General features: G+C 72.2%; 24 protein-coding genes. 16 read left to right on the top strand and 8 right to left on the bottom strand.

What is annotated here, in order from left to right; translation table 11 throughout:
• Positions 1-40 precede the first annotated feature (40 nt).
• Positions 41-589: a hypothetical protein gene (locus GR130_RS12870; protein ID WP_159504854.1), complete on the bottom strand. Its 549-nt coding sequence runs from the start codon at positions 587-589 to the stop codon at positions 41-43.
• A gap of 249 nt (positions 590-838) precedes the next feature.
• On the opposite strand from GR130_RS12870, the gene fmt reads away from it, so the two are divergent.
• The 10 genes from fmt (at position 839) to GR130_RS12920 (ending at position 12,878) form a co-directional block, all read left to right on the top strand.
• Complete coding sequence (gene fmt, locus GR130_RS12875) at positions 839-1,789, top strand: methionyl-tRNA formyltransferase (RefSeq protein WP_159504855.1); 951 nt, start codon at positions 839-841, stop codon at positions 1,787-1,789.
• Positions 1,790-1,882: 93 nt separating this feature from the next.
• The gene (locus tag GR130_RS12880) at positions 1,883-3,322 is read left to right on the top strand and encodes an RsmB/NOP family class I SAM-dependent RNA methyltransferase (protein WP_159504856.1); all 1,440 of its coding nucleotides are present in this window, start codon (positions 1,883-1,885) and stop codon (positions 3,320-3,322) included.
• A 238-nt stretch (positions 3,323-3,560) separates the two neighbouring features.
• Complete coding sequence (locus GR130_RS12885) at positions 3,561-5,783, top strand: NADP-dependent isocitrate dehydrogenase (protein ID WP_159504857.1); 2,223 nt, start codon at positions 3,561-3,563, stop codon at positions 5,781-5,783.
• A gap of 130 nt (positions 5,784-5,913) precedes the next feature.
• The gene (gene rpe / locus GR130_RS12890) at positions 5,914-6,594 is read left to right on the top strand and encodes a ribulose-phosphate 3-epimerase (protein ID WP_159504858.1); all 681 of its coding nucleotides are present in this window, start codon (positions 5,914-5,916) and stop codon (positions 6,592-6,594) included.
• 207 nt (positions 6,595-6,801) lie between these two features.
• Positions 6,802-7,791: a sugar-binding transcriptional regulator gene (locus tag GR130_RS12895; protein ID WP_159509932.1), complete on the top strand. Its 990-nt coding sequence runs from the start codon at positions 6,802-6,804 to the stop codon at positions 7,789-7,791.
• A gap of 128 nt (positions 7,792-7,919) precedes the next feature.
• Positions 7,920-8,393: a ribonuclease domain-containing protein gene (locus tag GR130_RS12900; protein ID WP_159504859.1), complete on the top strand. Its 474-nt coding sequence runs from the start codon at positions 7,920-7,922 to the stop codon at positions 8,391-8,393.
• Positions 8,394-8,499: 106 nt separating this feature from the next.
• Positions 8,500-8,943, top strand: coding sequence for a barstar family protein (locus GR130_RS12905; protein ID WP_159504860.1), 444 nt, complete (start codon positions 8,500-8,502; stop codon positions 8,941-8,943).
• Between the two features lie 163 nt (positions 8,944-9,106).
• Positions 9,107-10,570, top strand: a complete 1,464-nt coding sequence (locus GR130_RS12910; RefSeq protein WP_159504861.1) for a GuaB1 family IMP dehydrogenase-related protein — start codon at positions 9,107-9,109, stop codon at positions 10,568-10,570.
• A gap of 354 nt (positions 10,571-10,924) precedes the next feature.
• A complete protein-coding gene (locus GR130_RS12915; RefSeq protein WP_159504862.1) occupies positions 10,925-12,412 on the top strand; it encodes an amino acid permease in 1,488 nt (495 codons plus the stop codon).
• Between the two features lie 10 nt (positions 12,413-12,422).
• A complete protein-coding gene (locus tag GR130_RS12920) occupies positions 12,423-12,878 on the top strand; it encodes an Lrp/AsnC family transcriptional regulator (RefSeq protein WP_043263468.1) in 456 nt (151 codons plus the stop codon).
• Positions 12,879-12,950: 72 nt separating this feature from the next.
• Here the strand turns inward: GR130_RS12920 and GR130_RS39775 are convergent, their stop codons facing one another.
• Together GR130_RS39775 and GR130_RS12930 are read right to left on the bottom strand one after the other, a co-directional pair.
• The gene (locus GR130_RS39775) at positions 12,951-13,661 is read right to left on the bottom strand and encodes a nuclear transport factor 2 family protein (protein WP_201304872.1); all 711 of its coding nucleotides are present in this window, start codon (positions 13,659-13,661) and stop codon (positions 12,951-12,953) included.
• A 60-nt stretch (positions 13,662-13,721) separates the two neighbouring features.
• Positions 13,722-15,317, bottom strand: coding sequence for an MFS transporter (locus GR130_RS12930; RefSeq protein ID WP_236572995.1), 1,596 nt, complete (start codon positions 15,315-15,317; stop codon positions 13,722-13,724).
• A gap of 54 nt (positions 15,318-15,371) precedes the next feature.
• Here GR130_RS12930 and GR130_RS12935 point away from each other — a divergent pair, with 54 nt between their 5' ends.
• The 3 genes from GR130_RS12935 to GR130_RS12945 all read left to right on the top strand — a co-directional run bounded on the left by GR130_RS12935 (position 15,372) and on the right by GR130_RS12945 (position 19,609).
• Complete coding sequence (locus tag GR130_RS12935; protein ID WP_159504863.1) at positions 15,372-16,286, top strand: LysR family transcriptional regulator; 915 nt, start codon at positions 15,372-15,374, stop codon at positions 16,284-16,286.
• A gap of 519 nt (positions 16,287-16,805) precedes the next feature.
• Entirely contained in the window at positions 16,806-17,636 is an 831-nt protein-coding gene (locus tag GR130_RS12940; RefSeq protein WP_159504864.1) for a carbon-nitrogen hydrolase family protein, read from the top strand.
• Positions 17,637-17,902: 266 nt separating this feature from the next.
• On the top strand, positions 17,903-19,609 hold the full coding sequence (locus GR130_RS12945; protein WP_159504865.1) for a flavin monoamine oxidase family protein: 1,707 nt from the start codon (positions 17,903-17,905) through the stop codon (positions 19,607-19,609).
• 137 nt (positions 19,610-19,746) lie between these two features.
• On the opposite strand, the gene GR130_RS12950 is transcribed toward GR130_RS12945, so the two are convergent.
• Entirely contained in the window at positions 19,747-20,400 is a 654-nt protein-coding gene (locus tag GR130_RS12950; RefSeq protein WP_159509935.1) for a DUF5995 family protein, read from the bottom strand.
• A 698-nt stretch (positions 20,401-21,098) separates the two neighbouring features.
• On the opposite strand from GR130_RS12950, the gene GR130_RS12955 reads away from it, so the two are divergent.
• A complete protein-coding gene (locus GR130_RS12955) occupies positions 21,099-22,490 on the top strand; it encodes a uracil-xanthine permease family protein (RefSeq protein WP_159504866.1) in 1,392 nt (463 codons plus the stop codon).
• A 30-nt stretch (positions 22,491-22,520) separates the two neighbouring features.
• Here GR130_RS12955 and GR130_RS12960 read toward each other — a convergent pair whose 3' ends face one another.
• Genes GR130_RS12960 through GR130_RS41335 form a run of 3 tightly spaced genes read right to left on the bottom strand, consistent with a single transcriptional unit; the run spans position 22,521 to position 23,880 of the window.
• The gene (locus GR130_RS12960) at positions 22,521-22,772 is read right to left on the bottom strand and encodes a hypothetical protein (protein ID WP_159504867.1); all 252 of its coding nucleotides are present in this window, start codon (positions 22,770-22,772) and stop codon (positions 22,521-22,523) included.
• A 45-nt stretch (positions 22,773-22,817) separates the two neighbouring features.
• Complete coding sequence (locus GR130_RS12965; RefSeq protein WP_159504868.1) at positions 22,818-23,327, bottom strand: hypothetical protein; 510 nt, start codon at positions 23,325-23,327, stop codon at positions 22,818-22,820.
• Between the two features lie 37 nt (positions 23,328-23,364).
• A complete protein-coding gene (locus GR130_RS41335) occupies positions 23,365-23,880 on the bottom strand; it encodes a hypothetical protein (RefSeq protein ID WP_159504869.1) in 516 nt (171 codons plus the stop codon).
• A gap of 529 nt (positions 23,881-24,409) precedes the next feature.
• On the opposite strand from GR130_RS41335, the gene GR130_RS12975 reads away from it, so the two are divergent.
• Complete coding sequence (locus GR130_RS12975) at positions 24,410-24,757, top strand: hypothetical protein (RefSeq protein ID WP_159504870.1); 348 nt, start codon at positions 24,410-24,412, stop codon at positions 24,755-24,757.
• A gap of 280 nt (positions 24,758-25,037) precedes the next feature.
• Here the strand turns inward: GR130_RS12975 and GR130_RS12980 are convergent, their stop codons facing one another.
• A complete protein-coding gene (locus tag GR130_RS12980) occupies positions 25,038-25,271 on the bottom strand; it encodes a cold shock domain-containing protein (RefSeq protein ID WP_159504871.1) in 234 nt (77 codons plus the stop codon).
• A gap of 302 nt (positions 25,272-25,573) precedes the next feature.
• Here GR130_RS12980 and GR130_RS12985 point away from each other — a divergent pair, with 302 nt between their 5' ends.
• A complete protein-coding gene (locus GR130_RS12985; RefSeq protein WP_159504872.1) occupies positions 25,574-26,071 on the top strand; it encodes an acyl-CoA thioesterase in 498 nt (165 codons plus the stop codon).
• The last annotated feature ends 8 nt before the right edge of the window (positions 26,072-26,079 follow it).

The following is a 26,079-nucleotide window of genomic DNA, read 5'->3' on the forward strand; positions in this document are numbered from 1 at the left end:
CGTTCGCCGAGCGTGCGGAGCGTGCCGGGCCGGTCGGGCGTCAGCCGTTGCGGGGGCCGGGGAAGGCACCGGGGCGCGCCACCTCGTCCCTGGTGGCGGCGGAGGGCTGGGTGGGCATGGAACGGGCGGCGGGCACGGACGGGGAGCCGGGCAGACCGCCGGCCAGGCTGACCGTGCGGGCCGCGGAGGCGTCGGAGGAGCGCACCGCGGAGTCGCCGCCGTCGGCGGGCGGCTGGGCGGCGGCGCGGCGCGCGCCGTAACGGCGGTGCACGGCCTGCTTGGTGACGCCGAGCGCGGAGCCCACCGCGTCCCAGGAGAATCCCAGCGAGCGGTCGAAGTCGACCGCGGCGGTGACGAGGGTCTCGACGCTGTCCCGGAGCTCCTGCGCCAGGCGCACCGTGGGCGCGGGCGCGCGTCCGTAGACGACGAAGCCCGCGGAGGGGCCCGTGCGGCGCGGCCGGTAGACGTTGCCGAGCTGCGCGGTGAGCGTGCGCAGGGCGTCCACCTGCCGGCGGACCCGCTCGATGTCCCGCACCAGGAGATGAAGGCTGGCGCGCGCCTGGGCGTCGTGGGTTGCGTGGTCGGCCATGAGCAAGCCTCTCGAACCGGCGTGGAAAGGAAGGGTGAAAGCGTTCGGGCCGCCAAAGCGGCCCGTATACAGGTCAATGCTGCTTGACCAACGCGACAGGAGTGGCTCTGGTCACGGTACGGGGGCGTACGAGCTTGTGCGCGGGGCGCGGACGACTTCGCACGCCCCCGCCGTCCAGACCCATGACCTGGGCCAAGAGCCATAGACTGGTGCGCCGTTCCGCTGCGTGTGAGAGGTAGTCCGTCACCCATGAGGCTTGTCTTCGCCGGCACCCCCGAGGTCGCCGTACCCGCCCTCGATGCCCTGATCGCCTCGGACCGGCACGAGGTGGTGGCCGTCGTGACGCGGCCCGACGCACCCGCCGGGCGGGGCCGCCGGCTGGTCGCCAGCCCGGTCGCGGAGCGTGCGGAGGAGGCGGGCATCGAGGTCCTCAAGCCCGTCAAGCCGCGGGACGAGGACTTCCTCGCCCGGCTGCGGGAGATCGGGCCGGACTGCTGCCCGGTGGTCGCCTACGGGGCGCTGCTGCCGAAGGTCGCGCTGGACATCCCCCCCAAGGGGTGGGTCAACCTGCACTTCTCCCTGCTGCCCGCGTGGCGCGGTGCGGCGCCCGTGCAGCACGCTGTGCTCGCCGGCGACGAGGTGACCGGTGCCACGACGTTCCAGATCGAACAGGGCCTGGACTCCGGTCCGGTGTACGGGGTGCTGACCGAGCAGGTGCGGTCGACGGACACCAGCGGCGATCTGCTCACCCGGCTGGCGTTCGCCGGCTCCGGTCTGCTCGTCGCCACGATGGACGGCATCGAGGACGGCACCCTCAAGGCGGTGCCGCAGCCGGAGGAGGGCGTCTCGCTCGCGCCGAAGATCGAGGTCGAGGACGCCAGGGTCGACTGGACGGCACCGGCGCTGCGGGTCGACCGGGTGGTCCGCGGCTGCGCGCCGGCGCCCGGGGCCTGGACGGTCTTCCGCGGTGAGCGCCTCAAGCTGATCGCGACCGCCATCGCCCCCGACCGCGCCGAACTCGCCCTGGCGGCCGGCGAATTGGCCGGCACGAAGAAGGCCGTCTACGTCGGCACCGGCAGCCAGCCGGTCGAGCTGCTCTGGGTCCAGCCGCAGGGAAAGAAGCCGATGCAGGGCGCGGACTGGGCGCGCGGCGTACGGATCGCGGCCGGGGAGCGCCTGGGCGAGCAGCCCCCGGCCTGACCCGGGGCCGGCGGTCCGGCCCGGCGCGCCGGCACCGGGGCGCCCGCGTAGGCTGGGGCGGAACCCACTTCCCGTATCCGGAGCACCTTTTCTGTGAGTCAGCAGCCGCCCCGCCGCCATGGCACCCGCAAGCCCTACCGCCGCCCCAAGAAGGACCCGGTGCGGATCCTCGCGTTCGAGGCGCTGCGGGCCGTCGACGAGCGGGACGCGTACGCGAACCTGGTGCTGCCCCCGCTGCTGCGCAAGGCGCGGGAGGGCGGGGAGTTCGACTCCCGGGACGCGGCGCTGGCCACCGAGCTGGTGTACGGGTCGCTGCGCCGCCAGGGGACGTACGACGCGATCATCGCGCAGTGCGTGGACCGGCCGCTGCGCGAGGTCGACCCGCCCGTGCTGGACGTGCTGACGCTCGGCGCCCACCAGTTGCTCGGGACGCGGATTCCGACCCACGCCGCGGTCAGCGCGAGCGTCGAGCTGGCGCGGGTGGTGCTGGGCGACGGGCGGGCGAAGTTCGTCAACGCCGTGCTGCGCAAGGTCGCGGCGCACGATCTCGACGGCTGGCTGGAGCGGGTGGCTCCGGAGTACGACGAGGACCCCGAGGACCATCTCGGGATCGTGCACGCCCACCCCCGATGGATCGTCTCGGCGCTCTGGGACGCCCTGGGCGGTGGCCGCGCCGGCATCGAGGACCTGCTGGAGGCGGACAACGAGCGGCCCGAGGTGACGCTGGTGGCGCGCCCCGGCCGGGCCACCGCCGAGGAGCTGCTGGACGCCGTCGGCGAGGGCGGCGCGCTGCCGGGGCGCTGGTCCCCGTATGCCGTGCGGCTGGCCGAGGGCGGTGAGCCGGGCGCGCTGGACCCGGTGCGCGAGGGCCGGGCCGGGGTGCAGGACGAGGGCAGCCAGCTGGTCGCGATCGCGCTGGCCGACGCGCCCCTGGACGGCCCGGACCGGGTCTGGCTGGACGGCTGCGCGGGGCCGGGCGGCAAGGCGGCGCTGCTGGGCGCGCTCGCGGCGGAGCGCGGCGCGGCCCTGCTGGCGTCGGAGAAGCAGCCGCACCGCGCCCGCCTGGTGGCGAGGGCGCTCGACGGCAACCCCGGTCCCTACGCGGTCATCGCCGCGGACGGCACCCGCCCCGCCTGGCGCCCCGGCGCCTTCGACCGGGTGCTGGTGGACGTGCCGTGCACCGGCCTGGGCGCGCTGCGCCGCCGTCCCGAGGCCCGCTGGCGGCGCCGCCCGGAGGACCTGGAGGGTTTCGCGCCGCTCCAGCGGGAGCTGCTGCGGCAGGCGCTGGCGGCCGTACGGGTCGGTGGCGTGGTGGGCTATGCGACCTGCTCGCCGCATCCGGCGGAGACCCGGGCGGTGGTGGAGGACGTGATCAAGGGGCGCGGCGGTGCCGAGGTGGCGGTCGAGTGGGTGGACGCCCGGCCGCTGATGCCCGGGGTGCCGGCGCTCGGTGACGGGCCGGACGTGCAGCTGTGGCCGCATCTGCACGGGACGGACGCGATGTATCTGGCGCTCCTGCGCCGGACGGGCTGAGCCGCCCGCCGGGCCGGCCGGCGGACGGGACGGGGCGACGGCCTCGGAGGGCCCCGGGCGACGGGCCGTCCGGGGCCGTCGCCGTGTGTCCGCGCGTGAACGGTGTCCGGCAGGGGAGGCGGCGGACGCGGGCGGCCGGTTTCGGCCGCAGTGGGGGCGGACCCCTGTCGAGCGGGCCCCGGGCACGAGATATCTTGATGTCAAGCAATGTTGAGACGTGGATGGAGCGGAGCACCCGGTGACTGACTCGACCATCATTTACACCCACACTGACGAGGCCCCGGCCCTGGCGACGTATTCGTTCCTGCCGGTGGTCGAGGCGTATGCCGCGACGGCCGGGGTGACGCTGGAGAGCCGTGACATCTCGCTGGCCGGGCGGATCATCGCCAGCTTCCCGGAGCGTCTTGAGGAGAGCCAGCGCATCGACGACGCGCTCGCCGAGCTCGGCGAACTGGCCAAGACCCCGGGCGCGAACATCATCAAGCTGCCGAACATCTCGGCCTCGATCCCGCAGCTGAAGGCGGCCGTCGCCGAACTCCAGAAGCAGGGCTACGCGCTGCCGGACTACCCGGACGACCCGAAGACCGACGAGGAGCGCGACATCCGCGCCCGTTACGACAAGGTCAAGGGCAGCGCGGTCAACCCGGTGCTGCGCGAGGGGAATTCCGACCGCCGGGCGCCCGCGTCGGTGAAGAACTACGCCAAGGCCCACCCGCACCGCATGGGCGCCTGGACGCCCGAGTCGAAGACGAACGTCGTCACGATGGGCGCCGACGACTTCCGCTCCACCGAGAAGTCCGCGGTCGTCGCCGAGGACGGCACGCTGCGCATCGAGCTGTCGGGCGACGACGGCAGCACCACCGTGCTGCGCGAGTCGGTACCGGTACTGGCCGGCGAGGTCGTCGACGCGTCCGTCATGCGCGTCGCGGCGCTCCGCGAGTTCCTGGCCGCGCAGGTCGCCCGCGCCAAGGCCGACGGCGTGCTGTTCTCCGTGCACCTGAAGGCCACGATGATGAAGGTCTCCGACCCGATCGTCTTCGGCCATGTCGTCCGCGCGTTCTTCCCGAAGACCTTCGCCCAGTACGGCGAGACCTTCGCGACCGCCGGGCTGACCCCCAACGACGGCCTCGGCGGCATCTACAAGGGCCTGGAGTCGCTGCCGAACGGCGCCGAGATCAAGGCGTCCTTCGACGCCGAGCTGGCCGACGGCCCCGAGCTGGCGATGGTCGACTCCGACCGCGGCATCACCAACCTGCACGTCCCCAGCGACGTCATCGTGGACGCCTCCATGCCGGCCATGATCCGTACGTCCGGCCACATGTGGGGCCCGGACGGCCAGGAGGCCGACACCCTCGCCGTCATCCCGGACAGCAGCTACGCCGGCGTCTACCAGGCCGTCATCGAGGACTGCCGGGCGCACGGCGCCTTCGACCCGGCCACGATGGGCTCGGTGCCCAACGTCGGCCTGATGGCGCAGAAGGCCGAGGAGTACGGCAGCCACGACAAGACCTTCGAGATCCCGACCACCGGCACGGTGCGCGTCCTCGACGGCGCCGGCACCGTGGTGCTGGAGCAGGTCGTGAGCGCCGGCGACATCTTCCGGATGTGCCAGACCAAGGACGCCCCGATCAAGGACTGGGTCAAGCTCGCCGTGACCCGCGCCCGCGCGAGCGGCGACCCGGCCGTGTTCTGGCTCGACGAGGGCCGTGCGCACGACGCCCAGCTCATCGCGAAGGTCAAGGCGTACCTGCCGGAGCACGACACCGAGGGCCTGCAGATCGAGATCAAGTCGCCGGTCGACGCCACCGCCTTCTCCCTGGAGCGCATCCGCCGCGGCGAGAACACCATCTCGGTCACCGGCAACGTCCTGCGTGACTACCTGACCGACCTGTTCCCGATCCTGGAGCTGGGCACCAGCGCCAAGATGCTCTCGGTCGTCCCGCTGATGAACGGCGGCGGGCTGTTCGAGACGGGCGCCGGCGGCTCCGCCCCGAAGCACGTCCAGCAGCTGGTCAAGGAGAACTACCTGCGCTGGGACAGCCTGGGCGAGTTCCTGGCCCTCGCGGTCAGCTTCGAGCACCTGGCGACGACCACGGGCAACGCCCGCGCGCAGGTCCTGGCCGACACCCTCGACCGCGCGACCGGCTCGTTCCTCAACGAGAACAAGTCGCCGAGCCGCAAGCTGGGCGGTATCGACAACCGCGGCAGCCACTTCTACCTGGCGCTCTACTGGGCCCAGGAGCTGGCCAAGCAGACCGGCGACGCGCAGCTCGCCGAGGCGTTCGGGCCGCTGGCCAAGACGCTGGGCGAGCAGGAGCAGACCATCGTCGACGAGCTGATCGCGGTGCAGGGCTCCCCGGCCGACATCGGCGGCTACTACCAGCCCGACGCCGCCAAGGCGTCCACGGTGATGCGTCCGTCGGCGACGCTGAACCAGGCGCTGGCGTCCCTGAAGCGCTAGTCGCACAAGGTCGCAGCAGTTCCGCCCCGGCCGGGTGTCGCATCCGGCCGGGGCGGACCCGTGCGTGCCGGGTGAGGCGCTCTCCGGGCCCGCCGCCGTCCGCGCGCGGGCGCCGGGCCATACTGGGGGCATGGCCTTGATCAACCCCAGCATCCTGTCCGCCGACTTCGCCCGCCTCGCCGAAGAGGCGAAGGCCGTCGAGGGCGCCGACTGGCTCCACGTCGACGTCATGGACAACCACTTCGTCCCCAACCTCACGCTCGGCGTGCCGATCGTCGAGTCGCTGAGCAAGGCGACGGACACCCCCCTCGACCTGCACCTGATGATCGAGGACCCGGACCGCTGGGCGCCGCAGTACATCGAGGCCGGGGCCGGTTCCGTCACCTTCCACGCGGAGGCCGCCGCCGCGCCGGTGCGCCTGGCGCGGGAGATCCGGGCCAAGGGCGCGCGGGCGTCGATGGCGCTCAAGCCGGCCACCCCGATCGAGCCGTACGAGGACCTGCTCCCCGAGCTGGACATGCTGCTGATCATGACCGTGGAGCCCGGCTTCGGCGGCCAGGCGTTCCTGGACATCATGCTGCCGAAGATCCGCCGCACCCGTGAGCTGATCTCCCGGCACGGCCTCCAGCTGTGGCTCCAGGTGGACGGCGGGGTCTCCGCTTCCACCATCGAGCGGTGCGCGGAGGCGGGCGCCGACGTGTTCGTGGCGGGCTCGGCGGTGTACGGCGCCGACGACCCGGCCAAGGCGGTCCGCGACCTGCGGGAGAAGGCCGAGGCGGCGACGGCCGCGAGCTGGGGCTGCGCGCACTGATCGAGCGCGCCCGGCCGGTACGCGGGCCGGGGCCGGCTTTTCCGGCGTCGTGTGCGCCGCCGGTTGTCCTTTCGGCAACCGAGCGTTCATGCTCGTCGGGTCGGTCCTGGTCCCCGTACACCTCGGGTTTCTGAAAGGATGAGCAAAGACTCGATCAGATGCGCAAAAGGGGAGAATTTCGTGGTAGCCAGCCGCCCACAGTCCGGAATGGGCCCCGCCGAGCTGGTGCAGGCCGCGGCGATGGCCCGCCGCTTCTATCTTGAGGGCAAGTCCAAGATCCAGATCGCGGAGGAGTTCGGCGTCAGCCGGTTCAAGGTCGCCCGCGTACTGGAGACGGCCCTGGAGCGCGATCTCGTACGGATCGAGATCCGGGTGCCCTCCGAACTGGACGCGGAGCGCTCCGACGCCCTGCGGGCCCGCTACGGCCTGCGGCACGCGGTCGTCGTCGAATCGCCCGCGGACGCCTCGGAGGACGCCGCCGACCCCGAGAACCTCGGTGAGGTCGCGGCCGACCTGCTCGGCGAACTGGTCGCCGAGGGCGACGTCCTGGGGCTCGCCTGGGGGCGCTCGACCATCCACATGGCGGCCGCGCTGCACCGGCTCCCGCCGTGCACGGTCGTCCAGTTGACCGGTGTGTACGACGCCGGCACCGCCGACCGCGGCTCGGTCGAGGCGGTGCGCCGCGCGGCCGACGTCTCCGGCGGCGAGGCGCACCCGATCTACGCGCCGATGCTGCTGCCCGACTCGGCGACCGCCGCCGCGCTGCGCGGCCAGACGGGTATCGCCCGGGCCTTCGAGTACTTCGACAAGGTCACCGTCGCCTGCGTCTCCATCGGCTCATGGGAGCCGGGCGTCTCGACCGTCTACGACATGCTGTCGGAGGAGGAGCGGGAGCACTACGCCTCGCTGGGTGCCGCCGCCGAGATGTCCGCGCACCTCTTCGACGCCGAGGGCCGGCGCATCGGCCGCGATCTGGGCGAGCGGTGCATCACGGTCGAGGCGGACCGGCTGCGCCGCATCCCCGAGGTCGTGGCGATCGCCGGCGGCCGGCGCAAGGCCGCGGCGATCGGCGCGGTGCTGCGCTCCGGGCTGGTCACCAGCCTGGTGACGGACACCGCCGCCGCCGACCACCTCCTCCTGGAGACCGGCCCCGGGCCGCGGCCCGCCCTGGACCGGGCGGACCCGGACGGCAGGTGACGGCGAGGGCCGTGAGGCCCTCCAGGGCGGCGGGGCGGCTCGCGGTTCCGGTCCGTCGTTGCCGGTCGCGTGCGCTCCGGTGCGCGGACCGGCGAGCAGCCCGGGCGCGGCTGTGACAGCATCGGCGCATGCTGATCCACTCCGCCCCGCGGCGGGCCGCCGCCGTCGTCGGCGCACTGCTCGCCGCCCTGCTTCTCGTTCTCACCGGCTGCTCCACCGGCGGTGGCGGCAAAGGGAGTTCGTCCGCCTCGCACCGGCCGGCCGCCACGAACACGGCGGGCACCGGGGCGTCCGGCACCTCCGGCGCGCCGGGCTGGGCGAAGGGGATGCCGACCGTCCAGGCCGGCCGGCTTCCCGCGGAGGCGCAGCACACCCTGAAGCTCATCGACGCGGGCGGGCCGTTCCCGTATCCGAAGGACGGCACCGTCTTCGGCAACTACGAGCGGCAGCTGCCGAAGGAGCCGCGCGGTTACTACCACGAGTACACGGTCTCCACGCCGGGCGCCCGGGACCGCGGCGCGCGCCGTCTGATCACCGGCAAGAGCCACGAGACGTTCTACACCGACGACCACTACCGGACCTTCAAGGCGGTGCTCCGATGACGTGCAGGATGTTCGACGGGGGAGACACGGGGGGATTTCGGCCACACGCGCCGCGTCCGGGGGCCTGGGAGGCGTCCTTGGGGGGACGCGGTCGGACGGTGCTCCGATGACGGCCGAGGTGCCCCGGCCGCTCGCGGCGGTGCTGGACGGCAGTACGCCCGCGGGGGTGCTGTCCTGGCCGGCGGACCGCCCGGTGGCGGACGCGCTGGCCGCCGCCCGGGACGCGGGCTGGCGCGCCGCCGCGCTCGACCTCGAAGACGCCCTGGACAAGGCCGAGTTCATGGACCGCTGTGCGCGCTCGCTGCGGCTGCCGGACCACTTCGGTCGCAACTGGGACGCGCTGGCCGACTGCCTCACCGACCTGTCGTGGTGCCCCGCCGGCCGCGGCCGGCTGCTGGTCGTCACGGGCTGGCAGGGGTACGCCGCCGCCGTGCCGGAGGACTGGAGCGTGGTCGAGGCGGTGCTGGCGGACGCGGTGGGTTACTGGCGGGACAGCGACACCGGGCTCGTGGTGATCATGGCCAGGGGGCGCGGCCGGCAGGGGGCGTAGCTCCGTCGGGCGTCGGCCCCGCACGCCGTTCCGCGACGTTGCGGGCACACCCGGTGAGCCGCCGTCCCGGTGGCCGGGCTCGGGCTTGGCGGATCGCACCATGCGGCTCGCTGGCACGTAGGACAATCACATGAGTCCTGGTCAGGGCCCGTATCCTGGCGGTATGCGATTCCTGAATCCGAAGAACGGCGCCCTCGAAGAGAGTTCTTCGGTGCCCTACGACCTGACCTACGACGACGTGTTCATGGTGCCCGGCCGCTCCGCCGTGGGCTCCCGCCAGGGCGTGGACCTCGCCTCGCCCGACGGCTCGGGCACGACCATTCCGCTGGTGGTCGCCAACATGACGGCGATCGCCGGCCGCCGGATGGCCGAGACCGTCGCCCGCCGTGGTGGCCTGGTCGTCATTCCGCAGGACATCCCGCTCGATGTCGTCACCGACGTCATCACCTGGGTCAAGCACCGCCACCTGGTCCTGGACACGCCCATCGTGCTGTCCCCGATCTCGACCGTCGCGGACGCCCTGTCGCTGCTGCCCAAGCGGGCGCACGGCGCGGGCATCGTGGTCGAGGGCGGCCGGCCGGTCGGTGTCGTCACCGAGCACGACCTGGCCGGGGTGGACCGCTTCACCCAGGTCGCCGAGGTCATGTCCAAGGACCTGCTGGTCCTGGACGCGGACATCGACCCCCGCGAGGCGTTCAACCGCCTCGACGCCGCCAACCGCAAGCTGGCGCCCGCGGTCGACGCGAACGGCATGCTGGTCGGCATCCTCACCCGCAAGGGCGCCCTGCGCGCCACCCTGTACACCCCCGCCACGGACGCCAACGGCAAGCTGCGCATCGCGGCCGCCGTGGGCATCAACGGCGATGTGGCGGGCAAGGCCAAGGCGCTGCTGGACGCCGGCGCGGACACCATCGTCGTGGACACCGCGCACGGCCACCAGGAGTCGATGATCAGCGCGATCAAGGCCGTCCGGGCGCTGGACCCGCAGGTCCCGATCGTCGCGGGCAACATCGTCGCCGCCGAGGGCGTCCGCGACCTCATCGAGGCCGGCGCGGACATCATCAAGGTCGGTGTCGGACCGGGCGCCATGTGCACGACCCGGATGATGACCGGTGTGGGCCGCCCGCAGTTCTCGGCGGTGCTGGAGTGCGCCGCCGAGGCGAAGAAGTACGGTAAGCACGTCTGGGCCGACGGCGGCGTGCGGCACCCGCGCGATGTCGCCATGGCGCTGGCCGCGGGCGCGTCCAACGTCATGATCGGCTCGTGGTTCGCCGGCACTCTGGAATCGCCCGGCGACCTCCAGCACACCGCCGAGGGCCGGCCGTACAAGGAGAGCTTCGGCATGGCCTCCGCTCGTGCGGTGCGCAACCGCACGAGTGAGGAGTCGGCCTACGACCGTGCCCGCAAGGCGCTGTTCGAGGAGGGCATCTCCACCTCGCGGATGTTCGTCGACCCGGCGCGCCCCGGCGTCGAGGACCTGATCGACTCGATCATCGCGGGCGTCCGCAGCTCCTGCACCTACGCCGGTGCCGCGTCCCTGGAGGAGTTCGCCGAGAAGGCCGTCGTCGGCGTGCAGAGCGCCGCCGGTTACGCCGAGGGCAAGCCGCTGCACGACAGCTGGAACTAGCCGCCCGGAGCCGCGTACGGCTCCCGCAGGCGCCGCACGACGGCCCCGCACCGATCCGGTGCGGGGCCGTTCGCGTCCCCCGGCGGACCGCGATGCCGGGCGCTGGGATGCAACGAACCACCGCAGCCGGGCCCGGTGCGCAATGATCAGCTGCGGTTGCGCAAGGAACCTGCATTACGGCAGGTCAACGCGGGGCCGTAAGGTCATGCGCTGTACGTGGAGTGGCGGAGATCGCCTGCTCGGCGGTCTCCTGCTGGGGCGGTTCGTGCTGCCCGCACACGGCCGCTGCGGTCGCCGTCACGGAAATGTGTCGGAACCTGTCAGTCTGACCGGCAGCGATAAAGGAGCCACCCAGTGTTGGAGAACGGCGCAGCCCCGCCCGCGGGGAACACCGACGCCCCGTCGCCCCCCGCCGGAGGACTCGGCACCCGGCTGATGCGGCGCAAACCGGTCGAGCGCCTGGTGGCCGAGGGCGGCAAGGGCGAGGGAGGAACGCTCCGCCGCTCGATGGGCGTCTGGCAGCTGACCATGATCAGCATTGGCGCCACGCTCGGCACCGGCATCTTCGTGGTGCTCGGCCAGGCCGTCCCGGCCGCCGGTCCCGCGGTCGTGCTCTCCTTCGTCATCGCCGGCATCACCGCGCTCTTCTCCGCGCTCTCCTACGCCGAGTTGGCCGGCACCATCCCCGTCTCCGGCTCGTCGTACTCCTACGCCTACGCCACCCTCGGCGAGCTGGTCGCCTGGGTCTGCGGCTGGTGTCTGATCCTGGAGTACGGCGTCTCGGTCGCGGCCGTCGCCGTCGGCTGGGGCCAGTACCTGAACGAGCTGCTCGACGGCACCCTCGGCATCACCATCCCCACCGCGCTCTCCGCCCCGCCGGGCCAGGGTGGCTACTTCAACCTGCCGGCGCTGCTGGTCGTGATGCTCGCGATGGTCTTCCTGCTGGGCGGTGCCAAGGAGAGCGCCCGCGCCAACACGATCATGGTGTCCGTCAAGATCGTCGCGCTGCTGCTCTTCTGCGGCGTCGCGCTCCAGGGCGTCAAGTCGGGCAACTACGCCAACTTCATGCCGATGGGCATGGCCGGCGTCAGCGCCGCCGGCGCCACGCTGTTCTTCTCCTACATCGGCTTCGACGCGGCCTCCACGGCTGGTGAGGAGGCCAAGAACCCGCAGCGCGACCTGCCGCGCGCGATCATGCTGTCACTGGTCATCGTCACCGCGCTCTACTGCCTGGTCGCCGCCATCGCGGTCGGCGCGATGCCGTGGCAGAAGTTCCAGGGCTCGGAGGCCGCACTCGCCGGGATCCTCAAGTCGGTCACCGGCCAGGACTTCTGGGCCGTCCTGCTGGCCCTCGGCGCCGTCGTCGCCATCGCCAGCGTCGTACTGACCGTCCTCTACGGCCAGACCCGCATCCTTTTCGCGATGTCCCGCGACGGTCTGGTGCCGAAGGTGTTCTCCAAGGTGCACCCCAAGAGCGGCGCACCGCGGGTCAACACCGTCATCGTCTCCGTCTTCTGCGGCGTGCTCGCCGCGGCGGTCCCGCTGGGCCAGCTGGCCGACGCCACCAGCATCGGCACGCTGTTCGCCTTCGCGCTGGTCAACGTCGCGGTGATCGTGCTGCGTCGCACCCGGCCCACCATGCCGCGGTCCTTCCGCACGCCGCTCTCGCGTACGCGGCTCTGGCCGCTCTTCCCGGCGATCGGCTTCCTCCTCTGCGTCTTCATGATGTCCAGCCTCGGCGCCGTGACCTGGGTGGTCTTCGGAGTCTGGATGGTCGTCGGCCTTGTGATCTACTTCGGATACGGCTTGCGCCGCTCCCGATTGGCCACCGCAGAGAAGTGACCCACCCGCAGTGCGACTGAACGATCTCGACGAACGCATCGTGCACGCCCTCGCCGAGGATGCCCGCCGCAGCTACGCGGACATCGGCCAGGAGGTCGGCCTGTCCGCACCGGCCGTCAAACGCCGGGTGGACCGGCTGCGGGCGGACGGCGCGATCACCGGATTCACCGTCCGGGTCGACCCGGCCGCCCTCGGCTGGGAGACCGAGGGGTTCATCGAGATCTACTGCCGCCGCAACACCTCGCCCGAGGCGATCCACCGCGGCCTGTCACGCTACCCGGAGGTAGCGTCCGCCTCCACCGTCACCGGAGAAGCGGACGCCATCGTCCAGGTCTTTGCCTCGGACATGCGGCACTTCGAACGCGTCCTGGAACGGATCGCCGGCGAACCGTTCGTGGAGCGCACCAAGTCCGTCCTCGTCCTCTCGCCACTGCTGCGCCGCTACGGGTCGGGCGCGCCCCGCTAGGGTCTGTCCGATGGGTCATGGCCGGGTCCGGTGCGTGCACGTTCCCGTCCAGGACCGGTCCTCGGGCGGGGTTCAGGCCGTGTCCCGCCGCTCGGTCCCCGGCCCCGTCGCCATCCGCGGCGGGGTTCCCTGCGTCCAGGCGATCCGGAGGGACGACGCGGATATCCGCCAGCCGTCCGGGGTCCGCACCAACTCGCTGTCCGCGTGACCCGCGGAGATGAAGAGGGCTCCGGAGCCGCCCGCCAGGACATGGGTGCTGAGCTGGGCACCTCGGGCGGTGGCCCGGTCGCCGTCGATCTCGATGACGGCGTTGGTGCCCAGGTGCACCGTCCGGTCGAACAGGGCCATCGCCTGGCTGACGCTCGCCAGCAGGGCGTCCCGACCGTGGACGGTGCCGGCGGGCATCACGGCGGTCACCTCCTCGGTGTGGAAGGCGCGGGCCCAGGCCTCGTCGAAGATCCCCTCATCCAGGGAGCGCAGGTAGCGGTCCAGGAGGTCGGTGATCTCAGCCCGGTCGATGAGGTGTTGGAGCTGCGGCGGGAACCGGGGTTCGGTCTCGGGCCGCTGCTGAGCAAGGAACTGTGCCGGTGCGGGGGATGAGGGTGAGGCTTCGGTGGTGGTCGTGGCTCTGTCCGCGGCGTCGGTCTGATCTCCGGTGGGGGTCTGGCGGGCGGCGACGGCCTTGTCGGCGGTGGCGGTCCGGTGGGTGGTGGTGGTCTGGTCGGTGGTGGTCTGGCCGGTGGTGAGGTCCTTTTCCGGCGTCGTGTTCTCGTCTGCGCTCATGTGGCGATCTTGGGATCTCAAGCGGACTTGAGGTCAAGTGCGGTGGGTCCGGGCTTCGGATCAGGGCGCGGACCGGACCTCGATCCGGGTGTCGGACCGGTGCCGGCGCGGTGCGGTCGGGTCTGTTCCGGTGGGGGGCGTTCGGGTGCGGAGGGCGGACATCACCACGGCGCCCGCCACCAGCACCACGCCCGCCGCTATGCGGTAGCCGAGCGCCGCGGCGTCGGTGAACGCGCCGGCCGTGGCCGCGCCGTGGCCCGCCCCCGAGCCGATGCGGACGGACAGGACGGTCCCCACCACGGCGATGCCCAGCGCCGCGCCCAACTCCCGTGCCGCGCCCTGGAGTCCGGAGCCCATACCGGATCGGTGGGCCGGCACGGACGTGACGATCGCGTGGGCGAGGGTCGGCATCGCCAGGCCCGCACCGGTCGACAGCACCAGGAGAAACGCCAGGTAGAGGAGGTAGGGGGTGGTGGCGTCGGCGGTGGAGAGCAGGAGCAGGCCGACCGCTATCAGGGCCAGCCCGGTGCCGGCCGTTCCGGCCTCGCCGATCCGCCGCGCCAGGCTCATGCCGTACTTCGTCACGGCCATCATCCCGAAGGCCATCGGCACGTTGGCGAAGCCGGTCTGGAGCGGTGAATAGCCCTTCACGTACTGCAGGAACTGCGCGTTGACGTAGAACAGCGCGAACATGCCGAAGAAGGCGACGGTGATACCGATACTGCCGCCCCGCAGCCGCGGCAGCCGGAACAGCCGCGGATCCAGCACCGGGTGCGCGGCCCGCAGGCCATGGTGGACGAACCCCGCGAGCAGCGCGAGCGTCAGCGCGAAGGCGCCGATGACGCGGGGTGAGGCCCAGCCGAGGCCCGGGCCCTCGATGATGCCGAAGAGCAGCGCCACCGAAGCGAGCGCCAGCAGCGCCGACCCCGGCAGGTCGAGCGTCGCCGTCTGGCGGGGCACCCGCGGCGCGGACCGCGCCACCCAGGCGAACAGGACGAGCGCCAGCGGCACATAGGCCCAGAACAGCCCCTGCCAGGGCAGGTATTGGAGTATCAGGGCGCCGCCGGCGTTGCCCGCCATTCCGCCGATACTGAGCGCCACGCTCCAAGCCGCCACTGCCGACGCCCTCCGGCCGGGCGGGGTGGCGTGCAGCAGGACGGACATCGTGGCCGGGACGAGCAGTGCGGCGCCGGCGCCCGAGACGGCGCGGCCCGCCAGCAGGACCGGGAGGCCGGGGGCCAGCGCGCTCAGCAGCGCACCCGCGCCGAAGACACCCAGTCCGGTCAGCAGGATGCCCTTGCGGCCGTACCGGTCGCCGAGGGCGCCGGCCGGGATCAGCAGGCCCGCGAAGACCAGGACGTAGGTGTCGACGATCCAGAGGAGTTGGGACGGGGTCGGATGGAGACCGCTTGCGGCGATCTTGGGAATGGCGAGGTTCATCGCGGCCACGAGCGACTGCGCGACGAGGACGCAGGCGCACATGGCGATGGTCACCGAGCGCCGTCCGGCAGAGGGGCCTGCGGCGGCCGATCCGGAGGCCGGTGTGCCGGCGGCCCGGCTGCCGGCGGCCCGGCCATCTGCGGTCTGCGGAGCGGCGGTTGAGGGTCCGGTGGACCGGGTGCGGTCGGTGGGCGGCGGGGGTACTGACGAGGTCATGGCGGGGACGCTAGAGTCCCGGTTAGTTGATCTCAACTGCAAGGTGTGCACTGCATGATTGCGCGGAACGCAAACATCGACCTCAACCTGCTGATCGCATTGGACGCGCTGCTCGAAGAGGAGAGCGTGACCGCGGCCGCCGACCGGCTGGGGCTCTCCGGGCCCGCCATGAGCCGGGCGCTCGGCCGGATCCGGCGGACGATCGGCGACCCCGTCCTCGTACGCGCCGGCCGCCATATGGTGCCGACCCCGCGCGCCCTGGAGATCAAGGCCGACGTGCGGCGGCTGGTGGAGGAGGCGCACGGGGTGCTGACGCCGTCCGCGCCCGCCGATCCGGCGGAGCTGGCCCGGGTGTTCACCATCGCCGCCAGCGACAACTTCGTCACCGCCGTCGGCCCGGCACTGGTCGCCCGGGTCGCGCAGGAGGCTCCGCTGGTCGTGCTGCGCTTCCTCGGTGAGAGCCATATCGATCTGCCGGTGCTGAGGGACGGCGCGGCGGATCTGGAGTTCGGGGTCGTCGAGGGGCGTGAGCCGGAGATCCGTACGGAGGAGGTGTTCGCCGATCGCGGTGTCGCGGTCGTACGCGAGGGGCATCCGCTCACGACGGTGAACGTCACCGCCCGCCGCTTCGCCGATGCCGCGCACATCAACTTCTCCCGCCGCGGGCGGCTGACCGGCCCGATCGACGCCGCGCTGGCCGAACTCGGCCTGCGCCGGCGGGTGATCGCCACCGTCCCGACCTTCGCGGCCTCGCTGCTGATGGTGCGCGACAGCGATGCCGTGGGCCTGTCCATGGAGCGGATGGCGGCGACGACGGTCCGCGGGCTGGGGCTGCACACGCTGCCGATCCCGCTCTCGCTGCCGCCGATGTCGATGTCGATGGCCTGGCACCCGCGCCAGGACGCCGACGCCGGGCATGTGTGGCTGCGCGGACTGGTCCGGAGAGCGGTGGCCGCGGTGGTCGGCTGAGGCGGTGCGCGCGGTGCCTCGCGAGTGCGGGGGCCGGAGACGACCGCCCCGGAGTGGGGAGCCGCCCCGGAGGCGGGGGTGCAGCGGGCCGGGGGCGGGGGAGAGGCACGGGCGGGCCATGACTGCGGCTGTCCTTTCAGGAGGGGCGATGTGGCGGTTCAGGAGCGGCGATGTGGCGGCCGCCGGTCGGCCGCCGGATGCTCACAGGCTCCCGCCCCACCCCCCACCCGCACATCGCACCGTGGCGTGAAGGTGCGCGCCGACCCGCGGGACCAGGCACCCGCTCCGCTCGCACCACAGGTTGATCACGCCGTCCTGCCAGGGGGCGACGTCCCCGCCGCCGGGCCTGTCCCGCCCCCGGCTCCACCTGCGCCGACGCCCGGCGCAACGAATCGCCGGACAAGCCCTTGAACGCGCAACGAATCGTCCGTCGGCACGCAACGGTGGCGCCTTGTCCGGGATCGGCGGCGGCCCGTACCGTCAATGCGTACCGCCCGAACCGTCCCGCCGAGGGGTCCCATGCCGCCGCTGCACACCGCCCTGCTCCAGAGTTCGGGACGGCCCGGCGACGTCGCGCACAACCTGCGGCTGCTGGACGACGCGGCCCGTGAGGCGGCCGCCACGGGCGCCGGGCTGCTCGCCTGCCCCGAGCTGTTCCTCACCGGCTATGCCATCGGCGGCGACGTCCACCGCCTCGCCGAGAGCGCGGACGGCGCCGGAGCCCGGGCCGTCGCCGGTATCGCAGCCGCCCACGGCATCGCGATCCTCTACGGCTACCCGGAGCGCGCCCCGGAAGGCGAGCGCGACGACGCGGCCGACGGCCTGGCCGTGGTCTACAACTCGGCCCAGCTCATCGGCCCGGACGGCGCGCGGATCGCCAACTACCGCAAGACCCATCTCTTCGGCTGCTTCGAGCGCGAATGGTTCACGCCGGGCGACCGGTCCGTCGTACAGGCCGACCTCGCCGGCGTCCGGATCGGCCTGCTGATCTGCTACGACGTGGAGTTCCCGGAGAACGTCCGGGCGCACGCACTGGCCGGTACGGACCTGCTGCTGGTGCCGACCGCGCAGATGCACCCCTTCCAGTTCGTCGCCGAGTCCGTCATCCCGGTCCGCGCCTTCGAGAACCAGATGTACGTCGCGTACGTCAACCGGGTCGGCGAGGAGGGCGAGTTCGAGTTCGTCGGGCTCAGCTGCCTGGCCGGTCCCGACGGTGTCGTACGGACCCGCGCCGGGCGCTCCGAGCAGCTGGTGCAGGCCGCGGTCGACCCGGACTTCCTCAAGGAGTCGCGGGAGAACAACCCCTATCTGCACGACCGGCGGCCCGAGCTGTACGGCCACCCGGCGTGACCCGCACCGACGCGACCGGCCCCCGGATGCGCCCCGGCCGCCGACGTGACCGGAGGGCTGCCGCGCCCCGGCCGCCGACCTGATACGACCTGCCCCGATGTGACCCACCCCTGACGTGACCTGAACCGCGCCGCCGCACGACGGGCCGCGGGCGGCCGGCTCCGCCCCGGCTCGCCACGCCGCGCCGCCACCCGGCCCCGTACCCCGCCGATCCCCGCTCCGGCCTGCCCCGACACACCGCCCCCGCCCGCAAGGAGTCCGCCCCGATGACGTCCACGGTGCCCACCGCCGCCCACCACGCGGATGCCCAGCCGCCGATCACCATGTTCGGCCCGGACTTCCCGTACGCCTACGACGACTTCCTGGCGCACCCCGCGGGCCTCGGCCAGGTCCCCGCCACCGAGCACGGCAAGGAGGTCGCGGTCATCGGCGGCGGCCTCTCCGGCATCATCACCGCCTACGAGCTGATGAAGATGGGCCTCAAGCCCGTCGTCTACGAGGCGGACCAGATAGGCGGCCGGCTGCGCACCGTCGGCTTCGAGGGCTGCGACCCGGGCCTGACCGCCGAGATGGGCGCGATGCGCTTCCCGCCGAGCTCCACCGCGCTCCAGTACTACATCGACCTGGTGGGCCTGGAGACCAGGCCGTTCCCCAACCCGCTGGCCCCCGACACCCCGTCGACGGTCGTGGACCTCAAGGGCGAGTCGCACTACGCGCGCACCGTCGAGGACCTGCCCGAGGTCTACACCCAGGTCATGGACGCCTGGAACGCCTGCCTGGAGGAGGGCGCGGACTTCTCCGACATGAACCGGGCGCTGCGCGAGCGCGACGTCCCGCGGATCCGGGAGATCTGGTCCCGGCTCGTCGAGAAGCTCGACAACCAGACCTTCTACGGCTTCCTCTGCGACTCCACCGCCTTCCGCTCCTTCCGGCACCGGGAGATCTTCGGCCAGGTCGGCTTCGGCACCGGCGGCTGGGACACCGACTTCCCCAACTCCATCCTGGAGATCCTGCGCGTCGTCTACACCGAGGCCGACGACCACCACCGGGGCATCGTGGGCGGCAGCCAGCAGCTCCCGCTGCGCCTGTGGGAGCGCGAGCCCGAGAAGATCGTGTACTGGGCGCCGGGCACCTCGCTCGCCACGCTGCACGACGGCGCGCCGCGCCCGGCCGTGACCCGGCTCCACCGCACCGCGGGCAACCGGGTCACCGTCACCGACGCCGCCGGCGACATCCGCACCTACGAGGCCGCGGTCTTCACCGCGCAGTCCTGGATGCTGCTGAGCAAGATCGCCTGTGACGACGAGCTGTTCCCCATCGACCACTGGACGGCGATGGAGCGGACCCACTACATGGAGTCCAGCAAGCTCTTCGTGCCCGTCGACCGGCCCTTCTGGCTGGACAAGGCCGTCGACGAGAACGGCGAGCCCACCGGCCGGGACGTGATGAGCATGACGCTCACCGACCGGATGACCCGCGGCACCTACCTCCTGGACGACGGGCCGGACCGGCCGGCCGTCATCTGCCTCTCGTACACATGGTGCGACGACAGCCTCAAGTGGCTGCCGCTGAACGCCAACGAGCGCATGGAGGTCATGCTGAAGTCGCTGTCGGAGATCTATCCGAACGTCGACATCCGCAAGCACATCATCGGCAACCCGGTCACCGTCTCCTGGGAGAACGAGCCCTACTTCATGGGCGCGTTCAAGGCCAACCTCCCCGGCCACTACCGCTACCAGCGGCGCCTGTTCACCCACTTCATGCAGGACCTGCTCCCCGAGGACAAGCGCGGCATCTTCCTGGCCGGCGACGACATCTCCTGGACCGCGGGCTGGGCCGAGGGCGCCGTGCAGACCGCGCTGAACGCGGTGTGGGGCGTGATGCACCAGTTCGGCGGCACCACGGACGAGGCCAACCCGGGTCCGGGCGACGTCTACGACGAGATCGCCCCGGTCGAACTCCCCGAGGACTGATCGGCCCGGTGGCCGGAGGCCGGCCACGCGGATCCGGGCGTGCGGCTCGGCGGCGCGGTCGGCCCCGCCCGGCCGAACGGCGGCGGCCGGTGCGGTGGAACGACGCCGCCCAGGGAGTCCCGTGCCCGGCGGCGGGGTCAGTTCAGCGGTGTCAGCAGGCACCGGCCGATCAGGCCGACGCTCGCGTCCAGGCGCTCGGCGAACTCCTCGGCCACTTCCGGCAGCCGGCGGACGCCCCACAGCATCCGGGCGGCGGCCCAGGCGCCGTCCCGGGCCATCTCCAGGCTCCAGGAGCCGGCCAGATGCAGGAGCGGATCGGCGATGTCGAGCAGGTCGGGACCGGGCATCAGGGTCTCCCGGATGCCCTCCTCCAGACTGGTCAGGACGGTCCCGATCCGGTCGAAGTCGCCCTCCAGGGCGGGTGGTTCGCAGCCGAGTGCCCGGCAGGTGTCCAGTACGGCGAGCGCCAGGTCGTGGCCGATGTGCGCGTTGATGCCGGCCAGCGCGAACTGCAGCGGGCGGACCCCGGGATGCCGCCGCAACTGGAAGAGCGGGCGCCAGCAGGCCGGGGGCCGCAGTCCCGCGGCGTCGGCGTCCACGGCGGTGAAGTAGCGGCGGGCGAACCGGATGTCCAGTTCACCGGCGGCTTCCGGGTCCTCGAAGGCACCGCCCCCCACGCGCTGGGCGACGGCCTCGGTGACGGTCAGATAGACCCGGTTGAACACCGCCACCCCGTCCTGCGGGGGCAGCGATGCGTCCAGGGCGCGCATCCGCGCCAGGACGTCGGCCACACCTGCCGTGGTCGCGGGTCCGGCACCGTTGGGGGGCCGTGCGGCGGGGCTCTCCGCGGTGCGCCGTGTGCCCTTTCCGGCATGCTGCTGAATTGTCGTCATCCGCTCAGCGTGGCACCGGAAAACCCCCGAATATGCCTTTGGCCGTGGTCCGTTGACCGGATCGGAGTAATAGTCGGCGCGCCGTGCCGAGGCGATTCCCACGGGATTCCGGAATGCGCGACGACCTTTGTCACGCGCTTCCGGCAGGCAGCGCCGCACGGCAATGCCCTGTGCGAATCCCCTGTCCCTTCGGCGCCCTGGAAAATGCCGCGATGAACACGGCGCGGAATTCCGGGAGTTGACTCATGCCCCCGAGATTGTCCGCCGTGCCCGCGGCCCCGCTCAGGGCGGTGACCGCGCCGGTGGTGGCCGCCGCCGCGGTCCGGACCGCACCCGCGGACGAGGTGCGGGCACCGCCGGGCCGGAAGCGGACCAGCCCGCCGGTTGTCGCCGGCGGCGCGAGACTCACCACGATCCCCGAGCGTGGCCGGCGATCTTGAGCCAATGGCAGAACGATGGGGTAAATCAGGGCCGTATCGCCTCAGTTCGGTGGTGCTCCACGCGCCCCCGGGAGGAGTTTGGCTTGCGACGGTGGTGCGACTATGAATCTCTTCGGCTCTGTGACGTGCAGGGCGTCGCGGAAGTGGAGAGTGATCATGGCCGGCTTCGGGTGGAAGCTTCACGGAGACGGGCGGCACCTGAGGCCGGGGGAAGTGGTCAAGCCCGGGGAACGCCTGACGTGGGGCCGCACCGTTGCGCTCGGAGCCCAGCACGTGGTTTCGATGATCGGCGCGTGTTTCGTCGCCCCGGTGCTCATGGGGTTGGACCCCAGCCTGGCCCTCATGGCATCCGGCGTCGCCACGGTCCTTTTCCTGGTGATGACGCGTGGACGCATCCCCAGCTATCTGGGCTCGTCGCTCTCCTTCGTCGGAGTATCCGCCGTGATCGCGGGTCAGGGGGGTGACGCCGGCACGCTGACGGGAGCGATGCTGGTCGTGGGTGCCTGCTTGGCGGGGTGCGGGATCGCCATCCACGTTCTCGGGGCTCGCGTGATCCACGCGGTTCTTCCACCGGTGGTGACCGGGGCGGTCGTGATGCTCATCGGCTTCAACCTCGCCCCGGTGACGGCGTCCACCTACTGGCCGCAGGACCAGTGGACGGCTCTGGCCACCATGCTGTTCACCGGCCTCGCTCTCGTGGTCCTGCGAGGATTCTGGTCGCGTATCGCCATCTTCCTGGGTCTGGTCTTCGGGTACGTACTGTCATGGGTTCTCGACCGCGCCACGGGAATGATCCACTCGGCCAACGGTGCGGGGAAGGTGACCGACCACTGGCGTATCGACTTCTCGGCTGTCGAGAAGGCCGACTGGATCGGCCTGCCGACGTTCCACGCGCCGAACTTCTCGGCCTCGGCGATCCTCGTGGCGCTTCCCGTCCTGGTGGCACTGGTCGCGGAGAACGCGGGCCATGTCAAAGCGGTCGGCGAGATGACCGGTGACTCGCTCGAAGACAAGATGGGCATGGCCATCGTCGCCGACGGCACGGCGACGGTTCTCTCGACCGCGGTCGGCGGCCCGGCCACGACGACGTACGCCGAGAACATCGGCGTGATGGCGGCGACCCGGGTCTATTCCACCGCCGCCTATTCCGCGGCAGCGGCTTTTGCGGTGCTGTTCGGCCTGTGCCCGAAGTTCGGCGCCGTGGTGGCCGCGATTCCCGGCGGGGTGCTGGGCGGCATCACCGTCATCCTCTACGGCATGATCGGCCTGCTGGGCGCCCAGATCTGGATCCGGAACAAGGTGGACTTCACCGTGCCGCTGAACCTCATCCCCGCCGCGGCCGGCATCATCATCGCCATCGGCGGCGTCTCGCTGAAGTTCACCGACCACTTCGAACTCAGCGGCATCGCACTGGGGACGCTCATCGTGCTGACCGGCTACCACTCCCTGCGCTGGCTCTCCCGGTCGGCCGGACAGCGCGGCATGCCGCTCCTCGACGTCGGAACCAGCGGTGACGACGGGCCCGCCGACCGCAAGGACCGAGGCTGAGGGGCTTTCGGCACACCGCCGGGAGCAACGTCACGCGGGGGGCTGCGGCCCGTCGTCGAACACGGTGCCCTCCGCCCTGGCGCGCTCCAGCAGGTCGTACAGCACCGCCTCGATCGCGGCCTCGGAGACCAGCAGCCAGTACGCCTCCGAACCCGGCTCCACGCCCTGCGACCGGAGCCGCACATCGTCCCGGATCGCCGGCATGACCCGGTGCTCGTCGGCGCGGCCGAAGCACCACAGGAGGGTTCTGCCGTCGGGGACCCAGTGCTCGGCGTCGGCCATGGCAGCCACCGTAGCGGTCGCCGGGCGCGGGGCGCGGGAGGCCGGTCACCGCTGTACGTAGACGTAGGTGCCCTGTTGGTGGCCCACGGTGCCGAGGGCGGGGGCGACGATCTGGAAGGTGACCGAGCCGACGTACGTCCCGGACCCGATGATCTTCCTGGTGGCGTCCGGCGCCGGGGTGTAGTACGTCACCTGCTGGCCGTTGGTCGGCACGGTCTGGGTCTGGTCGGAGGTCGCGGCGGGGACGGGCGGGCCCTGTGCGGGGTGGCCGGGTGAGCCGCCGGAGACGGCGCCCAGGGTGCCCCACACCCGGAGGTTGACCTCGGGGACGTTTCCGTTGGTCGTGCAGCTCATCCGGGCCTTGAAGATGACGCTGCCCGCGCCGTTGGAGAAGTGCGGGTTGTCGACCTGGGCGGTGCAGGTGGCGACGTCCCGCACGGCGCCGGCGGAAGAGGTGCGCACCGGGGCGGCGGTGGCGGTGGTGGCGGTCAGGGCGAGCAGTGCGGTGGCCGTGAGCGTGGCGCAGCGGCGGGCGGTCTGGGGCGGGACGTGCACGGGGGCTCCTCTCCGGCGGTCCTCGGGCCAGGCGGGGTCAACCGCAGTTGGCGTTGATGTGGTTGGACTCGTGAAACTCGTAACTTCCGTCGGCATGCTGGGAGTTGATGTACACGCGGAAGTCGTGGATGCCGGTGTGCGCGCAGTCGTAGGTGATGGTCTGCGCGTGCTGCCCGGTGAAGTTCTGGGTGGCCATGTCCTCCCAGCCGTACCAGCGTGAGCGCTGGACCACGAGCGTCGCCCCTCCGCTGCACGGCGCGGTGATGGCGCCGGAGCCGGAGATGGTGGTGCCGTCCTGAACGGTGCGGCCGATCGAGGTGCAGGTGAGGTCGGCCCGTGCGGCAGGGGCCGGGGCGGCGCCGGTGGCGAAGAGGGTGGTGGCGGCGAGCACGGACAGTGCGGCGGCCGTCCGCGGCACGCGGCGTCCGCGGGCCCGCTGCTGCCCGGGGGCGGTCCCCGGTGCGGGAGTGGAACGGGCAGAAGAGGCGGCCGGCTTGGAAGGGGCGGAAGGGGCGGAAGGGGCGGTTCCGGGGGTGGTCCGCGGACTGCTCATGGCGATCCCTTCAGGTCCCGCCCTCGGGTATGGGACCGGGTGGATACGGTGAGCAGCGAATCTAGTGCAGTGAGTGACGGGACCGTTCCGGCGTGTGGGGGCATGGGGCGCGTTCGGCGGGGAGCGCGCGCCGGTCTGGTCTCCACGCCCGCCGGTCTGAGCTGTACGCCGTCGTACGACTCGGCTCACGCCGCCTGCCGCCTGCCGCCTGCCGCCTGCCGCCTGCCGACGCGCGTCGCGGTGACCACATGTGCGCGCGGTGGAGTGCCCGGCGATGTGGGGGGAAGTGCGGTGCGGCGGTTGGCTGTTGTGGGTGTGCGTCAGGGGTTTCCGCGGTGTGTGACGCCCGGGGGCGGGGAGGGCGTTGCGTTCAACACGGCGAGGAACGGGCGGCGTTGGTCGATCGGATAATCACGGTTATCCGCATTTCGGGGCCCTTTGCATAAGGGGCGCTCGTGCTGCGCAGAGATGGGTGGGGCATCCGCGAGAGGCGGGGCCCGTTTCCCGACGGAAGGTGGGGGTTGGACTGATGCGTGCAGCAGTGAGCGGGATGATGCTGGGCCTCGCGGTGGCGGCCTTGGTGACGGCGGTCCCGACGGCGGCATCCGCGCAGGAGCGGTCGGACCGGGTGACGGCGACCGTGCCGCTGATGGGCAACGCGAAGGGCACGTTCACCGCTACGGCGAAGTGCCCGCGCGGGAAGACGGTGACCGGCGGCGGCTTCGTCTCTCGGGGCCAGGACGCCAATGGCAGCATCACCGAGTCGTACCCGGACACGCCCACCTCCTGGAAGGTGACGATCAACGACCCCGGAATGGGCAACCGGGCGTCGGTTCCGCATGTGGTGGGCACCGTCTACGCGCTGTGCAGCAGGTAGGTGGCGGAAGGCGGGCCCTGTCCGGAGCCGTAGGGCGGTCGCGAAGTCGGCCGTGAGGGGCCGACGGGTGCTCCGGTGATGGTCGGGTGCGCAGCCAGCCGGGCCGCCGCGGTCGGCACGCGGGTCCCTGGCGGACCGGGGTGCCTGCCGTCGGGTGTCGATGCCGAGTAGCGGCTGCTCGGCATCGCCTCCGACCCTTGGATTCCGGCCGGCAGGGCTTGCGCCCTCGCGGGGTGAACGGGCGTGTCCGTTCACCCCCGGATGTCGCCGGACGTGCGGGTTACTCGTGGTGGGTGGCTCCCGGGGAGTGCCTGACGATGCTCAGGTGTTCCGCGTGCCAGCCGCTTTCGTCCTCCACCGGCACGTAGGTCACCCGCAAGCCCTCGACGACGAAGGTTCCGTCCTCGATGGACCTGCTGTCCACCCGTACCTCGCGGCCGTCGTCCCCGTCGATGTACCCGACGCCCCGGACCTGGTTGTACCACCGGACCACGCCACTGACCCTGTCAGCCATCTGTTCGCCTCCAACTGAGGTTTCTGAGCACGCTGTTGACTGTCACATCGGGTCATTCCCGCCCTGACCCGGCGTGCACCGCGGCGGATGTCCTAACTTCGCTACAGTGCCCGGTCGCGCGAGCCGGGCTTCGGCGAGGGGCGGGCGGTGGGCGGTCGACCGACTCGGGTCGCGGTTGCTGCCGGTGACACGCCGGACGAAGCATTCTAAGCGGTCGCTTACGATGGCTCGGGCTCGTCACAGCAGCCCCGCCGGTGCCACGAGCACCGGTCACCGCGCACAGAGATCCAGGAGCAACAGCAGTGAGCGTCGAACCCCTGCAGGCCGCGACCCCCGTCCCCTATGGGCGACTGGTCCCCGTCACCGTCCACTTCGACGACCTCGACGCGCTCGGCATGCTCCACAACTCCCGCTACCCGCTGCTGGTCGAGCGCGCCTGGGCCGAGTACTGGCACGGCTTCGGGTTCGGGTTCGACGGCGACTGGGCCGCCGCCGGCGACATGTGCAACGTGATCAAGGAGATGCGGGTCTCCTACGAGCGGCCGGTCACCAGCGCAGGCCGCTACGCCGCGCACCTGTGGGTCGAGCGCCTGGGCCGTACGGGGCTCACGTACGGCTTCCGGATATGCGACGCCGACGGCGCCGGCAGCTACGCCCACGGCCACCGGGTGCTCGTCCGCGTCGATGCGGGGACGCTGCGCCCCACCCCCTGGTCGGAGCGGGCCCGCGCGATCGCCGCGGATCTGCTCAGGTCGGAGCGGGCGGACGCGGCGGCGGGCACGGAGGCGGACGCCGCCTGACGCGCCGC

It is taken from the genome of Streptomyces sp. GS7 (assembly GCF_009834125.1).
GTDB lineage: Bacteria > Actinomycetota > Actinomycetes > Streptomycetales > Streptomycetaceae > Streptomyces.